This window comes from Streptomyces atriruber (genome assembly GCF_001418325.1).
Lineage (GTDB): Bacteria > Actinomycetota > Actinomycetes > Streptomycetales > Streptomycetaceae > Streptomyces > Streptomyces atriruber.
Map to the genome: position 1 here is coordinate 1 of NZ_LIPN01000131.1, position 13,796 is coordinate 13,796.

Genomic DNA, 13,796 nt, shown 5'->3' on the forward strand with positions numbered 1-13,796 from the left:
GGAGGGAACGACGAACAGGGCCATGCCGACAGCGCACTCACGGCGCCGACCGGTGGCCTGTCACATCCGGATCTCATCCGGAGATGTCGTCTTCACCCGCCACGTCTGCGACTCCTCGATCAAGTTGGTCCAGGTCGTTTCGGAGCGTAGCAGGTGTCCGGCCCCGGTTCCGGTCTGGCCCGTCGCGTCCGAAGACGCCGCATCACCTGCCGGTCCGGTTACGCGGACGCCACGCGGTAGCGCACCGGCAGCCGCAGCACGCCGCGGATGATCCCGGAACCGATCCAGTCGAGCTGGTCCGGTGGGACGGCGAGTTCCAGTTCGGGCACGCGGGAGAGCAGGGTGCGCAGGGCGATGGTCGCTTCCAGACGGGCGAGCGGGGCGCCCAGACAGTGGTGGATGCCGTGGCCGAAGGCCAGGTGGCGGGCGCCCGGCCGCGTCACGTCGAGGCCGTCGGGGATGTCGCCGTCGGCCTGCGGGGCGTCGTGCCCGGCCGAGCCGAGAGCGACGACGACCATGCTGCCGCGGGGGATCGGCACCCCGCCCAGAGTGATGTCCCGCGCGGCGTAACGGCTCGTCGAGCGCTCGACGGACGTGTCGTGGCGCAGGAACTCCTCCACCGCGCCGGGCATGAGGTCGGGCCGTTCGCGCAGCAACCGCAGCTGCTCCGGGCGGCGCAGCAGGGCCAGCACGGCGTTGCCCAGCAGGTGCACCGTGCTCTCGTGGCCCGCGACGACCAGCATCATGGCCGTCCCGACGAGCTCCTCCTCGGAGAGCCGTCCGTCGTCGTGATCGCGCAGGGCCACCAGGGCGGACAGCAGATCGTCCTGCGGTCGACGGCGTTTGTCCGCGACCAGGCCGGCCAGCAGTCCGTGCAGGGACGTCAGCGCCGTGCGGTGCTCGGCGGAAGCCACCTGGAGGGCCTGCCCCGACCACAGGCTGAAGTCGCGGTGATGTTCGTGCGGGATGCCGAGGAGCTCCGCGATCACCTGGGCGGGCAGCGGGGTGTTGAACGCCTCTACGAGGTCGGTCTCGCCCGAGACCGGCAACGCGTCGACGAGGTCATGGGCGATCCGCTCGATGCGCGGCGCCAGGTCCGTCGTGCGGCGCGGGGTGAAGGCGGCCGCGGCCAGTCGGCGCAGCCGGGTGTGTTCGGGCGGGTCGGCCTCCATCATCTGCGCGCCGAGCCCGACCGAGGGCTTGTGGAGGACGTAACCGGCGTCGGCCAGTGCCGCGGCGGCGGGGGTGGCGTCCTTGAGCAGGGCGGGATGCGTCAGCGCCTCCCGTGCCAGTTCGTAGCCGACGATCACCCAGCCCTTCAGGCCCAGGTGGAATTCGGCCGGGTGGATGGGCCCGTGCTCGCGGAGCCGGGCGTACCGTGCGGGCGCGTCCGCCTTGAAGGCGGGATCGATGACTACCCGGTGCCCCTCGTGAGGGCACTGCTCGTGAGGGCTCATGCGCTTCTCCCGTCTCAGTCGTGGACGGGCGTCCGCGTGCGTCCGGACACCCGTGCACGGCAATGGAGTTGTCGTGGTGCGAACGATCCGGTGCGGGTGCGGGTGCGGGTGCGGGTGCGGGTGCGGTCGGGCTGTGGTCCGGTCCGTCCCCTCGCCGCGTCAGGAGGTTCCGATGCCGTGGAGCAGGGTGTCGACGACGACGTCGGCCGCCTGACCGGGGCCGAGCTCGGGCATGTTCCGTGAGACCAGGTGCATGAGCTGGGGCAGCAGCACGCTCGCCCACCCTTCGGGCTGGTCCCGGCGGAGCAGACCTTCGTCGCGGGCCCGCCGCAGAAAGGCGTCGACCTCTTCCACGGAGGCGTTCCGGCGTCGCCGGACGGCTTCGTCGCTCAGCATGCGGGCGAGGTCGACGGGCCAGGTGCGGTTGACGGTGATGATGTTCTCGACGTAGCGGTGCAGGGCGACGGCGACGGGCGCTTCGCGCAGCCTGGCCTCTTCGATGGCCCGCTCGATGGCCGTGAGGCGGGCTTCGTGGATGGCGGTGAGCAGGTCCTCGCGGGACGCGAAACGCCGGTAGACGGTACGCCGGTCCACGCCTGCCTCGGCGGCGATGCCCGCGATGCTGGCGCCGGGGTCCTCGGCGAGCATCCGGGCGCCGGTGGTCAGGACGGATTCCAGGTTGCGTGCTGCGTCGGCTCTCACCGCACCGATTCTATGGATCAGCGTGCCCCGAGGAGGTCGGCGTCGACGACCGCCCGGGCGAAAGCGGCGGGCGCCTCCTGCGGCAGGTTGTGTCCGACGTCGGCGATCGTGCGGTGGTCGTACGGCCCGGTGAAGTGATCGCGGTACGTCGAACCGTCGCCGGGCGGGGTGAAGGGATCCAGGGCCGCGTCGAGGGTGACGGTCGGCACGTGGATGGCGGGCCGGGCGGCGAGCCGCTTCTCGTAACGGTCGTAGCGGGGCTCGCCCTGGACGAGGCCGATGCGCCAGCGGTAGTTGAACAGGACGATGGCGGCGTAGTCCGGATTGCGGAACGCCCGGGCCGTGCGCTCGAACGTGGCGTCGTCGAAGTCCCAGTCGGGGGAGACGAGGGTCCACACGTAGCGGCACAGGGCGATGCGGTCCTCCGGGTTCTCCATGGTCTTCTTGCCGCGCTCGGTGGCGAAGTACCACTGGTACCACCAGTTGTGCTCCACGGCAGGGGCCGCGGGCTCCTGCTGCGCCGCGATGTCGGTGATGAGGTAACCACCGGTCGACACGAGGGCCTTGACGCGTTCGGGCCACAGGGCCGCGATGACATCGGCGGTGCGCGAGCCCCAGTCGAAACCGGCGAGCACCGCCCGGTGGATCTTGAGCGCGTCCATCAGGGCGACGATGTCGAGGGCGATGGCCGACTGCTCGGCGGTGCGGGGCGTGCGTCCGGACAGGAACCGGGTGCTGCCGTGTCCGCGCAGGTACGGAACGATGACGCGGTACCCCTGCTCGGCGAGGAGCGGGGCGACGTCGACGAAGCTGTGAATGTCGTACGGCCAGCCGTGCAGGCACAGGACGACGGGGCCGTGGGCCGGTCCGAGCTCGGCGTAGTGGATGTCGAGGACGCCCGCCTTGACGTGCTTCAGCGCGGGGAACGCGGTGGGGGCGGACGTCGGTCCGGTGGACGCGGGGCTTCCTCCCGGCCGGGGCGAAGCGGGTGCGCCGGGCGCGGCGGCCGCCGGGCCGCCGAGTCCGGCCAGTGAAACGCCCGTGGCTCCGGCCCCCAGGCCGACCGTCTTGCTGAACGTACGTCTGTCCATCATCGGAAGTCCTCCGTCATCCATGACCCGGCGCTCCGGGCGGCTGTGGCACAGCGACCCTGGCACGCCGTGCGTCACCAGTCAAAGGGGTGACGCAAAATCGCCACGCGATCGGCTGCCTAGCGATGGCTTCGCATCTTCATGCGGCACTAACGTATCTAAGTGCTACGTTGATGTGGCATTTGTGTACGGCATCGAACTCACCGCGGAAGGGGAACTGCGCATGTCCACGCGTCACCACACCCGGCTCTTCATCGGGGGCTCCTGGGTCCGGCCGAGCAGCCCGGAGCTGCTGGACATCGCCTCGCCGCACGACCGGTCGCCGGTCGGCCGCGCCGCCCAGGCGCGGCCGGCGGACGTCGACCGGGCGGTGGCCGCCGCTCGGACGTCCTTCGATTCCGGCACGTGGCGACTGACCGCGCCCGCCGAGCGGATCGAGGCCCTGCGGAAGTTCAACGCGCTGCGCGAGGCGCGCGCCGAGCAGATCGCCGACTTGATGTCGCTGGAGGGCGGTTCGGCGCGCTGGTTCGCCGGCGCGGGACAGTCCGGCCTGACCCGGCAGGCGAACGCCTATCTGAAAGCGGCGGAGGAATTCGCCTGGGAGGAGACGCTTGCCCCTTCCGACCCGGCCTCCTCCGTGCGCAGCGTGGTGCGCCGCGAGGCGGTCGGTGTCGTGGCGGCGGTCATCCCGTGGAACTCGCCGTTCTCCTCGGCGACGTCGAAGATCATCCCCGCCCTGGTCGCCGGCAACTCAGTGGTCCTCAAGGTCTCCCCGGAGAACTCGCTGAGCATGGGCCTGCTGGCCGAACTGCTGGAGCAGGTCGGCCTGCCCGACGGGGTGATCAGCGTCCTGCCCGCGGACCGGGCGACCAGTGAGCACCTCGTGTCGCACGAGGACGTCGACAAGATCGCCTTCACGGGCTCGACGCGGGCCGGTCGCCGCATCGCCTCGATCGCCGGCGGACAGCTCAAGCGGGTCAGCCTGGAGCTGGGCGGCAAGTCCGCCGCGATCATCCTCCCGGACGCCGACATCGAGAAGGCCGTGGCGGGCGCCAGGTTCGGCTCCCTGCTCAACAACGGACAGTCGTGCATCGCCCAGACCAGGATCCTGGCCCCGCGCGGCCGGTACGAGGAGATCGTGGCCGCGCTGGCGGAGCTCGTCGGGTCGCTGCGGGTCGGTGATCCGAGCGACCCCGAGACCTTCATCGGGCCGATGATCAGCCGCGGCCAGCAGGAGCGCGTGCGCGAGTACATCCGGATCGGCATCGAAGAGGGCGCCCGCCTGGTCACCGGCGGCCCGCAGGTCCCCGAAGGCCTGGAAGGGGGCAACTACGTCACCCCCACCCTGTTCGCCGACGTGGACAACTCCATGCGCATCGCGCGCGAGGAGATCTTCGGCCCCGTCCTCGCCGTGATCGCCTACGACGACGAGGACGACGCCGTCCGCATCGCCGACGACTCCGACTACGGCCTCTCCGGCGGAGTCTGGTCCCGCGACGAGGAGCACGCCCTGGCGGTGGCCCGCCGCGTCCGCACCGGCACCGTCACGGTCAACGGCGCGCCCCTGGCCTTCGACGGGCCCTTGGGCGGCTTCAAGGCCAGCGGCATCGGCCGTGAGTACGGGGCGGCAGGCCTCGGCACCTACACCGAGTACAAAACCATCACCGTGTGACCCGGCCGCAGACGCGGAGGCGCGTCACCGGCTAGAGTGGTGACGAGTAGTCGTGCGGCAGCCAGTGGAAGTGGAGATCCCCATGGACAAGGAACTCGTAGGTGCCGGAGCGGACGGCGGCGCCGCCGCGGCGCGCCACGAGCGCTTCGGTCACCTCCCCGAGCGCATCCGCTTCGAGGACATGACCGAAGGCGCGTCGACCGGTCGGAGCGGCACGGAGCCGGGCGCCTACCACCCCGAGGGCTCGTGGAAGTACTACTCGTGCCTGGCGCTCGATCTGGGGCTCTAGCCCAGGCGGTCGGCGGCCGGCGGTCGAACGCCGCCGTCAGTCCGGCCACTCCCACTCGATCCCGTACACGCCCGGCTTGCAGTGCGTGGGCAGCAGATGGGTCGTGTGAAAGGCGTCGAGGGCGGTACGGCGGCGGTGCCGGGGCTCGGCGCCGATCTGCTCGCGCTGATAGCTCCAGCAGCCGGTGGGCAGCGCCCGGGGATGGAAGCGCACGTGCAGCAGATAGGCCTTGAGCGGTGTGGTGACGCGGCGCTCGTGCTGGTGGGAGACGTCCGAGGCGGACCGGAGCGTGTACGCGACCACCGCGGTCTCGGTCCTGGCCAGTTGCCGTCCGAGGGGAATGTCGGCCGCCACACAGCCGAGCTCCGGCAGGAACCGGCTGGGCGGCGGCGGCCCGAAGGGGACGGCGAGGTCGACCGTCCCCGCCTTCGGGGAGTCGAGGAAGTGGACGACGGTCAGGTGCTCGACGGCGTCGCGGACGGCCTGCACCACGGTGGTGATCGACGTCTCGTGAATGGACCGGTGTTCGTCCAGGCTCACCGTCTCCTGGACGGTCAGCGGCCGCAGCCCCTCGTTGAACCGTCGGAACGCGTCACCGAGGGCCTGTTCCACGTCCGAGTTCTCACCGTAGACCGTGCGGGCGACGGTCGGGTCGAGCGGTGGGGGCCCGCCGCGCGGCCGGTGCGGGCCGAGCAGTGAGCGCAGGGCGCCCGTGGGCAGGTTGAGCAGCGGCTCCAGCGCGTCGACGGCCCGCAGGGACTGGGCGCGCTCCGGCTGGCTGCGTCCGCGTTGCCAGTGGCTGAGGGTGGCGAGGCTGACGGTGATCTGCTGGGCCCTGAGGTGGTCGCGTATGCGTTCCAGGGGCAGCCCACGCCGTTGGAGGGCCTGGCGGAACACGGTCGCGAAGGTCGTATCGGGCCCTTCGGGGTGGGGGATGTTCGGCATGGCGTCTTTCGGCGGGCGGGAGGCACCATCGGCTCTTGGGTGCGCGATCCCTCGCTCCGATGAAGGCGACTCAACGGCGGTTTCAGGCCACACAGGCGACCAGGGGCCGCCCACCTTAGCCGGTGGGCGGCCCCTGGTCTTCCCCCGAAGGCCGGTCAGTCGGTGTTGAGCGTCAGCCCGTAGTACGAGAGGGCGTCGTCGAGCGGCTGGAAGTAGGAGGAGCCGCGCGAGTTCACACCCCCGGTGCACTGCTGGTTCACCGGGCCGCCGGAGGTCATGCCCTGGGCCTGGTTGCCGGAGATGTACGCGCCGCCGCTGTCGCCGCCCTCGGTGCAGACGCTGGAGGTGGCGAGACCCGTGACGACCGTGTCGGGGCCGCCGTTCTGGTCGACGTAGGTGACGGAGACGTTGTACGAACCGACCTTGCCGCACGTCCACCCGGTGGTCGCGCCGGACTTGCAGAGCGTGGCGCCGGACGCGGCGCGGCTGCTGCCGTTCACGGCGACGTTGCCGGCCTGGCCCCAGGTGCCGACCTTGGTCGTGATCGAGTGACCGGAGTTGATGGCGGCGACGCCCATGTCGACGCTGTTGGTGCCGACCGCGAAGCGGGTGTGGGAGCCCTTGGCGAACGCGGTGCCGTTGTAGCGCAGGGTGGGCAGACCGGCGACGCAGTGGCCTGCGGTGACGAGGTACTGCTTGCCGGACCGGTCGTGGGCGCCGTAGCCGACGGAGCACCACCCGTTGGTGTCGTTGATCGTCATCTTGCTGCCGGGGGAGATCGCGGCCTGCGGCGCGCGCTTCTCCTGGTCCCGAACGATCTTCACGGCGGAGCCGTACGTCGCCGCCTCGGCGAGGAACGCCTTGGCGGCCGCCCCGCGGTCGCTGTTGACCTTCACGGTGACCTTGTCCGAGGCCAGGTCGACGGCCCAGTCGACGACACCGGCGGGCGCGCGTCGGTCGGCCGCGGCGTCGAGCCGCGCCTTGATCCCGTCGAGCTTGTCCTGGCCGCGGGCCGGTACGCGGGCTTCGAGGCCCGCCTTTTCGATGGCGGTGACATCGGCGCTGTCGTCCGCGTTGACGGTCAGTTTGCCGGAGGCGTCGAAGAACGCCCCGTCCTCGGATATCCCGCTCTTCCTCAACTCGGCGAGACGCGCCTGCTGGGCGTCCTGCCGGTCGAGTCGCTCGACCGCGGCCTTCTCGCTCACACCGAGCGACGCGGCGAGCGCCCGCACCATCTCCGGCTGGTAGCGCGCGGCGGGGGCGGCGTCCTTCACCGGTGCTTGTGCCTGCGCCGTGGCCTGGGTTCCCACGACCACTGATGCCGAGAGCAGGGCGGCCACGGCGGCGAATCTGTATCTACGAGAATGCGACACACTGATTCCTTCCGAATGGCAGGCAGGAACTCTCCGGTAATACGGGAAATTGGGGGGTGGGTTCCTGCCTGGCAGCGAGCGTGGGGCTCGTTGCGGCATGAACTCTGGCCCAGTGCTCAGCCCTTCAACAAGGTCTGCGACAAGGGCAGCTTTTAACAGAACATCAAGGGAACTGTAAAAACGGCACGATTCCGCATCGGCTATTGGGCGCGGGAATGACCGACGGCCCTCACCGGTGCTTCGGTGAGGGCCGTCGTGGCCGTCGTGGCCGTCAGCGGGCCGCCAGTGGCCGTCAGGGGTCGTCAGGGGTCGTACGTCGGAGCGGCGACGCGTCAGGAGCGTACGGCCGCAGGCGTGATCTTGGCCGGATCCAGATCCACCACGGCCAGCTCCTCCGGTCGCAGCGGGGGAGCCGTCAGCTCCGGAAGCCGTTCGTCGGCGCGCATCGCCATCAGGAAGCGGTTGGAGCCCAGCTCGGTCTGCGGCGCGTTCAGGCTCATCACATCCGTGACGATCTCGGACGCCTTGGGTGAGCGGATCGAGGCGGCCGTGATGGCCTCGGCGAACCGCAGACGCTGCTCCGTGTCCACGCCGATGAGCCGCGGGTCCGTGGCGGAAACACGGCAGTTGACATAGTCGATGTCCTTGGTCGCGGCCAGGATCCACGGGTCGTCGACGGCCGCGCCGATCGCCTTCTGGAGGAGGAGCGCGGATCCCTCACCGCCCTGCGGATTCCGCCGGAACTCGCGGTCGATCGTGTCGGCGCAGCGCGCGGCCGAGCTCATGCCGTGCCCGTAGATGGGGTTGAACGCGGTCAGCGAGTCGCCGATGACGAGGAGACCGTCCGGCCACTGGTCGAGCCGCTCCGGATACAGGCGGCGGTTCGCGCCGGAACGCGAGCCGAAGACCGGGGTGAGCGGCTCCGCTTCGCGCAGGAGCTCGGCGAGGATCGGATGGCTCAGGTTCTCCGCGAAGGGCAGGAACTCGTCCTCGCTGCTGGGTAGTTGGGCTCCCCTCGTGCAGGAGAGCGTCGCGAGCCAGCGGCCGCCCTCGATGGGGTAGACCACACCGAAGCGGCCGGGCTCGCGGACCCGGTCGTCGGCGGCGATGTTGACGGCGGGGAAGCGGGTCGTCGCACCGGGCGGGGCCGTGAAGAGGCGGGTGGCGTAGGCGACGCCCGCGTCCACCACGTCCTCTTCGAGGGCGGGCACGCCCAGCGCCGAGAGCCACTGCTTGAGCCGGGAGCCGCGTCCCGTGGCGTCGATCACCAGGTCGGCGTCGAGGGTGTCCTGCGCGCCGCTCTCCAGATCGCGCACGACGACACCGGTGACCCGGCTCCCGCTGCCCGAGAGCTCGACGGCCTCGGTGCGCTGCCGGACGGTGATGTTCGCTGCGCCCAAAGCCTGTTGACGTACCGTCAGGTCGAGCAGGGGGCGGCTGGCGACCAGCGCGAACTGCGTGGCGGGGAAGCGGTGCTGCCAGCCCTGCCCGGTCAGGGTCACCAGGTCCTCGGGGAAGCCGAGACGGCGGGCACCGGCCGCGAGCAGCCGGTCGGTGGTGCCGGGCAGCATCTCCTCGATGAGGCGCGCCCCGTTGGACCACAGCAGGTGGGCGTGGCGGCCCTGCGGAACCCCCTTGCGGTGCTGAGGCTCCGCGGGCAGGGCGTCGCGCTCCACGACGGTGACGGCGTCGACGTGGCGGGCCAGGACGTGGGCCGCGAGGGTGCCTGCCATGCTGGCACCCAGCACGACGGCGTGGGCGGGTCGGGTGGTGGTCACGCGCGGATCCCTTCGGGGTGGGTGGTTTCGGCGGGCCCGTCCATGGTCACGTCGGTGACTCCCCAGAACGCCTGGACCCGACGGCCGAGCCCGTTCTCGTCGAGTTCGACGATGCCGACGATGCGGAACGTCATCGGCCGCGGCCGCTGCACGGTGACCGTCGTCGGCGTCACCACGAAGCGGTCGTCCATCGAGGTCATCGGCGGCTCGGGCACCTCGTGCGTACCGCAGGAGACGGCCAGTTCGAGATGCCTGCGGAGATCGTCCTTGCCCACCATCGGGGGTCGCCCCACGGGGTCCTCGAAGACGATGTCGTCCGTGAACAGGTCGAGGACGCCCTCGATGTCACCGGCGTTGATCCGCTGGGCGTAGTCGATGGCCATCTGCTTGCGCGCGGCCTCGTCGGGCATGGCACCTCCAGGAAGGGTGGGCAGACCTGGGCTGGCGGTTCAGCCGAGGACCGTGAGATCGGATGTGCCCCAGTACGACTTCAGGTGCCGGACGAGGCCGGACGCGTCCATGCGGATCACGAGCATCGCCGTGCGCCGCAGGCGCGCCGTCTCCGGGGCGTCGGGGGCCTTGAGCCAGCCGCGCTCGGCGTACCGCGGGCCCAGGGGCAGGTAGTCCATGACGGAGGTGATCTGGATCAGCGCATGCGTGGCGTCCTGACCGGCGACGGGCTCGGCCGCCTCCTCGCGCAGGTGCGAGGAGAGGAGCAGCCCGTAGTGGGCGCGCAGCGCGTCGTGCCCGGTGAGGGGCGGCAGGCCGACCGGGTCCTCGACCACGGCGTCGGGCGCGTACAGCTCGACGATCGCGTCCAGGTCCCCGGCGTTGATCCGCCGACTGTGCTCCAGGGCACGCTTCTTGCGGGCGAACTCGTTCATCGCTGTCCCTCCACTGCCTGTCCGTTGCCGCTGTCCCTGCCGAGGTCCCGGTCGATGAACGCGAAGATCTCGTCGGCCGACGCGTCCTGGATGCGGGCGGCCACCCCGGCCTCGTCGGCGGTCTCCTGCGGCACGTCGAGCCGGGCCAGCGTGGCGCGCAGCCGACCGGCCAGCTCGGTCCGTGCCGTGCCGTCCTTCGCGGAGACCGACAGGAGCGAGTTCTCCAGCCGTTCGAACTCCGCGAGGACGTCGGCGAGCGGATCCGCCGCGCGCGGCGCGAGCTCCTGCTGGAGATGCGTGGCGAGCTCCGCCGGGTTCGGGTGGTCGAAGACGAACGTGGCGGGCAGCTTCAGACCCGTCGCGGTCGAGAGCCTGTTGCGCAGTTCCACCGCGGTCAGCGAGTCGAAACCGAGCTCCCGCAGCCCCTGGTTCGCATTGACGGGCGTGGCCGCGTCGTACCCCAGAACAGCCGCGATGTGCGTGCACACCAGGTCGAGCAGCGCCTCCTCCCGCTCGGCGTCGGACATCGCGCCGAGCGCCTTGAGGAGCGCGGACGCGCCCGCCGAGACGGAGCCGCCGCCCCTGCTCCCGGCGCCGCGCACCAGGTCCTGCAGAAGTGCCGGAGCGGGGCGGCTCTCGGCCTGCCGGCGCATCCGGGCCAGGTCCAGGCGGACCGGCGCGTACAGCGGCAGACCACCGGCCCAGGCCGTGTCGAGGAGGGCGAGGCCCTCGTCGGCGCCGAGCCCGACCACACCGGCCCGGGCGTGGCGTGCCCGGTCGGCGTCGGTGAGCCGCCCCGACATGCCGCTCTCCAGATCCCAGTAGCCCCACGCCAGGGAGGTCGCCGCCGCCCCGCCGTCCTGCCGGTGCCGGGCCAGCGCGTCCAGGAACGCGTTGGCGGCCGTGTAGCTGCCCTGGCCGGGGCCGCCGAGGAGCCCGGCGACCGAGGAGTACAGGACGAACGCGGACAGGTCCGCGTCCCGCGTCAGCTCGTGCAGGTTCCACGCGGTGTCCGCCTTCACCCGCATCACCTCCTCGACCTGCTCGGCCGTGAGGTTCTGCACCACGGCGTCGCTCACGGTGCCCGCGCAGTGGAAGACGGCGGTCAGCGGATGCTCCGCAGGCACCGAGTCCAGGAGCGCCGCCGCCGCGTCCCGGTCGCCGAGGTCGCAGGCGGCGAAGGTGACCCGGGCGCCGAGCGCGGAGAGGTCCGCCGCCAGTTCGAGCGCGCCCGGCGCGTCGGCGCCGCGCCTGCTGGCCAGGAGCAGGTGCCTGGCTCCGTGGCGGCCCACCAAGTGGCGGGCGGCCAGGGCGCCGAGGGCCCCGGTGCCGCCGGTGACGAGGACGGTGCCGTCGGGGTCGAAGGCGACGGGCAGGGTGTACACGGTGGTGCCCGCCGACGGCGGGGCGGCCTCCGCGGCGGGGGCCTGCCGGATGTCCCACGCGGTGACGCCGAGGGGCACGAGGCCGTCGTCGCCCCTCGGCCCTGCCCACTCCGAGGCGCCGGTGACCGGCGGCTCCGCCAGTTCGGCGAGGATTTCCCGTACGCGCCCGGGCTCGGGCGGCGCGACCGCCTGCCCGTCGTCCGGGGCCCCGGCGCGCCGGACCACGAGCGCTCCGTCACGACCGATGGTGACGTCGGCCGCCCCGTCCACGATCTCCGTGCGCAGGCGCCGCGCAAGGTGCGTCACCGCCCGCCCGAAGGAGCCGGTCCCCTCCGCGACGAGCAGGGTCTCCCCGGCACGCGGCACCACGACATCCGCCAGCACGTGATACGCGGCCACATAGGCGCCCAAGGATCCGGCCGCCTGCGTCCAACTCCACCCGGCCGGAACCGGGGTGAGCAGCGCGGCATCGGTGACGGCCACCGGCCCCACCGCGTCGAACAGTCCCATGACCCGGTCGCCGACCGCCACGGGACCGGCCTCCCCGCCGGCCTCCGTCACGACACCGGCACCCATGACCTGGCCCGCCGCGAGCGGGCCCGGATCCGGCGCGGCGGCCCGCAGGGCGACCCGCACCTCGTGCGACTCCAGGACCCGCCGGGCCTCCGGCGCATCGACCAGAGCCAACTGCCCCCCGGGACTGCCCACTTCGCCCCCGGCGAGGCGCCACGTGGGCGCACCGACCGGCGGCGTGAGCCGCGCGGAGGCGTCGTCGCGTACGAGCCGCGGCACGAAGGCCCGCCCGTCCCGCAGCGCCAACTCCGGTTCACCGGAGCCCAGTACGCCCGGCAGCGCGACGAGGGAAGCCTCCAGCGCATCCAGGTCGAGCAGCGTGAGGCGCCCCGGATTCTCGGCCTGCGCACTGCGCACCAGACCCCACAGCGACGCACCCGGCAGATCACCGACGGCCTCGCCCGGCCGTGCCGCGGCCGCGCCCCGCGTGACCACGACGAGTCGGCTCGCCGCGAAGGCGGGATCGTCGACCCACTCCTTGAGCAGCGACAGCAGCGTCACGGCAGCCAGCCGCGCATATCCGGCAGCGTCCACAGCCCCACCCGTGCCATCCGCGCCACCCGCAGAGGGCGTGGCGCACACGGCGAGCACGACATCGGGAACCCCGTCCCCGCCCGCCACACCGTCCCGCAGCGCGGCGAACGTGTCCCGCACAGGAGAGCCGGACAGCGCGTCGGCGATCGCCGCGCCCAGCGGTTGCCCGGCGGGCGCGACGACAGCGGCACGCACAGCGCCGCCGCCACCCGCATCGGCGTGCGCGGCCGCCTCCGTCCACACGAGCCGGAACAGCGCGTCCCGGTCCGCCGCGCGGGCGCCCGCGATCTGGTGGGAGGCCACCGGCCGCACCGTGAGCGACTCCAGCGTCAGGACCGGAGCCCCACCGCCGTCCACGGCCGTCAGGGCCAGCTGGTCCGGTGCGGTGCGTGCGATCCGTACCCGCAGCCTGTCCGCACCCGGCGCGTGCACCCGCAGCCCGCTCCAGGAGAACGGCAGCAACACCTGATCGGTGTCGGCGGACGAGGTGACCGCGTCCAGGATCAGCGCGTGCAGAGTCGCGTCGAGCAGGACCGGGTGCACCTGGTACCGGTCGGCCGCGCCGCTCTCCGACTCGGGCAGCGCCACCTCGGCGTAAAGGTCCTCCCCGAGCCGCCAGGCGGTCACGAGCCCCTGCGAACCGGGCCCGAAGTCATAGCCGTACGAGGCGAGTTCGCCGTACGGGTCCTGCCCGCCGACGGGAGCGGCCCCGGGCGGCGGCCAGACCCCGCCCAGCGACGCGTCCCCTGCGACCGCCCCCGCGGGAGCGACCACGCCCGCGGCGTGTCGCGTCCATACGACCTCCTCGCCCTCACTCGTCGGCCGCGAGTGGACGGACACGGGGCGCCGCCCGTCCTCGCCCACGGAGCCGACCGCCACCTGGAGGTCCACCGCACCCGCGCCCTCGTCCCCGAAGACGAGCGGCGTGTGCAGCGTCAGCTCCGCCAGCTCCTCGCAGCCGGTGCGCACCGCGGCCTGCAGCGCGAGCTCCACGAAGGCGGAACCCGGCAACAGCACGCTGTCCATGACCCGGTGCTCGGCCAGCCACGTCTGGTCGCGCGGCGAGATGCGCCCGGTCAGCAGATGACTGCTGCCGTCCGCGAGCTCCACGGC

Annotated in this window: 11 protein-coding genes; 2 read left to right on the plus strand and 9 right to left on the minus strand. The window is 72.3% G+C overall.

What is annotated here, in order from left to right; all coding sequences use genetic code 11:
• Positions 1 to 218: 218 nt before the first annotated feature.
• The 3 genes from AOK03_RS15425 to AOK03_RS15435 all read right to left on the minus strand — a co-directional run bounded on the left by AOK03_RS15425 (position 219) and on the right by AOK03_RS15435 (position 3,253).
• Positions 219 to 1,457 carry a cytochrome P450 family protein gene (locus tag AOK03_RS15425; RefSeq protein WP_055565826.1) on the minus strand — a complete coding sequence of 413 codons (1,239 nt, stop codon included), beginning with the start codon at positions 1,455 to 1,457 and terminating at the stop codon, positions 219 to 221.
• A 159-nt stretch (positions 1,458 to 1,616) separates the two neighbouring features.
• On the minus strand, positions 1,617 to 2,105 hold the full coding sequence (locus AOK03_RS15430) for a TetR/AcrR family transcriptional regulator (RefSeq protein ID WP_055565834.1): 489 nt from the start codon (positions 2,103 to 2,105) through the stop codon (positions 1,617 to 1,619).
• 71 nt (positions 2,106 to 2,176) lie between these two features.
• On the minus strand, positions 2,177 to 3,253 hold the full coding sequence (locus tag AOK03_RS15435; protein WP_055565827.1) for an alpha/beta fold hydrolase: 1,077 nt from the start codon (positions 3,251 to 3,253) through the stop codon (positions 2,177 to 2,179).
• 220 nt (positions 3,254 to 3,473) lie between these two features.
• On the opposite strand from AOK03_RS15435, the gene AOK03_RS15440 reads away from it, so the two are divergent.
• Complete coding sequence (locus AOK03_RS15440; RefSeq protein WP_055565835.1) at positions 3,474 to 4,922, plus strand: aldehyde dehydrogenase; 1,449 nt, start codon at positions 3,474 to 3,476, stop codon at positions 4,920 to 4,922.
• 82 nt (positions 4,923 to 5,004) lie between these two features.
• Positions 5,005 to 5,211, plus strand: coding sequence for a hypothetical protein (locus AOK03_RS15445; RefSeq protein WP_055565828.1), 207 nt, complete (start codon positions 5,005 to 5,007; stop codon positions 5,209 to 5,211).
• A gap of 36 nt (positions 5,212 to 5,247) precedes the next feature.
• On the opposite strand, the gene AOK03_RS15450 is transcribed toward AOK03_RS15445, so the two are convergent.
• From AOK03_RS15450 to AOK03_RS44020, 6 genes are all read right to left on the minus strand, one after another.
• Entirely contained in the window at positions 5,248 to 6,156 is a 909-nt protein-coding gene (locus AOK03_RS15450) for a hypothetical protein (protein ID WP_055565829.1), read from the minus strand.
• 155 nt (positions 6,157 to 6,311) lie between these two features.
• Positions 6,312 to 7,529: a S1 family peptidase gene (locus tag AOK03_RS15455; protein ID WP_055565830.1), complete on the minus strand. Its 1,218-nt coding sequence runs from the start codon at positions 7,527 to 7,529 to the stop codon at positions 6,312 to 6,314.
• Between the two features lie 332 nt (positions 7,530 to 7,861).
• Positions 7,862 to 9,307 (minus strand): NAD(P)/FAD-dependent oxidoreductase, encoded by a 1,446-nt coding sequence (locus tag AOK03_RS15460; protein WP_079074737.1) that lies wholly within the window; start codon positions 9,305 to 9,307, stop codon positions 7,862 to 7,864.
• Positions 9,304 to 9,717, minus strand: coding sequence for a nuclear transport factor 2 family protein (locus AOK03_RS15465; protein ID WP_055565831.1), 414 nt, complete (start codon positions 9,715 to 9,717; stop codon positions 9,304 to 9,306). Before AOK03_RS15465 ends, AOK03_RS15460 begins: the two co-directional genes overlap by 4 nt.
• A 39-nt stretch (positions 9,718 to 9,756) precedes the next feature.
• A complete protein-coding gene (locus tag AOK03_RS15470; RefSeq protein WP_055565832.1) occupies positions 9,757 to 10,191 on the minus strand; it encodes a nuclear transport factor 2 family protein in 435 nt (144 codons plus the stop codon).
• On the minus strand, positions 10,188 to 13,796 hold a 3,609-nt coding region (locus tag AOK03_RS44020), incomplete at its 5' end, for an SDR family NAD(P)-dependent oxidoreductase (protein ID WP_244177627.1). The genes AOK03_RS15470 and AOK03_RS44020, both read right to left, overlap by 4 nt.

Bases quoted from the DNA above. Each gene is read 5' to 3' on its own strand.
- AOK03_RS15425 (WP_055565826.1), bottom strand. From the start codon at position 1,457: ATGAGCCCTCACGAGCAGTGCCCTCACGAGGGGCACCGGGTAGTCATC.
- AOK03_RS15445 (WP_055565828.1), top strand. From the start codon at position 5,005: ATGGACAAGGAACTCGTAGGTGCCGGAGCGGACGGCGGCGCCGCCGCG.
- AOK03_RS15450 (WP_055565829.1), bottom strand. From the start codon at position 6,156: ATGCCGAACATCCCCCACCCCGAAGGGCCCGATACGACCTTCGCGACC.
- AOK03_RS15440 (WP_055565835.1), top strand. From the start codon at position 3,474: ATGTCCACGCGTCACCACACCCGGCTCTTCATCGGGGGCTCCTGGGTC.
- AOK03_RS15430 (WP_055565834.1), bottom strand. From the start codon at position 2,105: ATGCTCGCCGAGGACCCCGGCGCCAGCATCGCGGGCATCGCCGCCGAG.
- AOK03_RS15470 (WP_055565832.1), bottom strand. From the start codon at position 10,191: ATGAACGAGTTCGCCCGCAAGAAGCGTGCCCTGGAGCACAGTCGGCGG.
- AOK03_RS15435 (WP_055565827.1), bottom strand. From the start codon at position 3,253: ATGATGGACAGACGTACGTTCAGCAAGACGGTCGGCCTGGGGGCCGGA.
- AOK03_RS15465 (WP_055565831.1), bottom strand. From the start codon at position 9,717: ATGCCCGACGAGGCCGCGCGCAAGCAGATGGCCATCGACTACGCCCAG.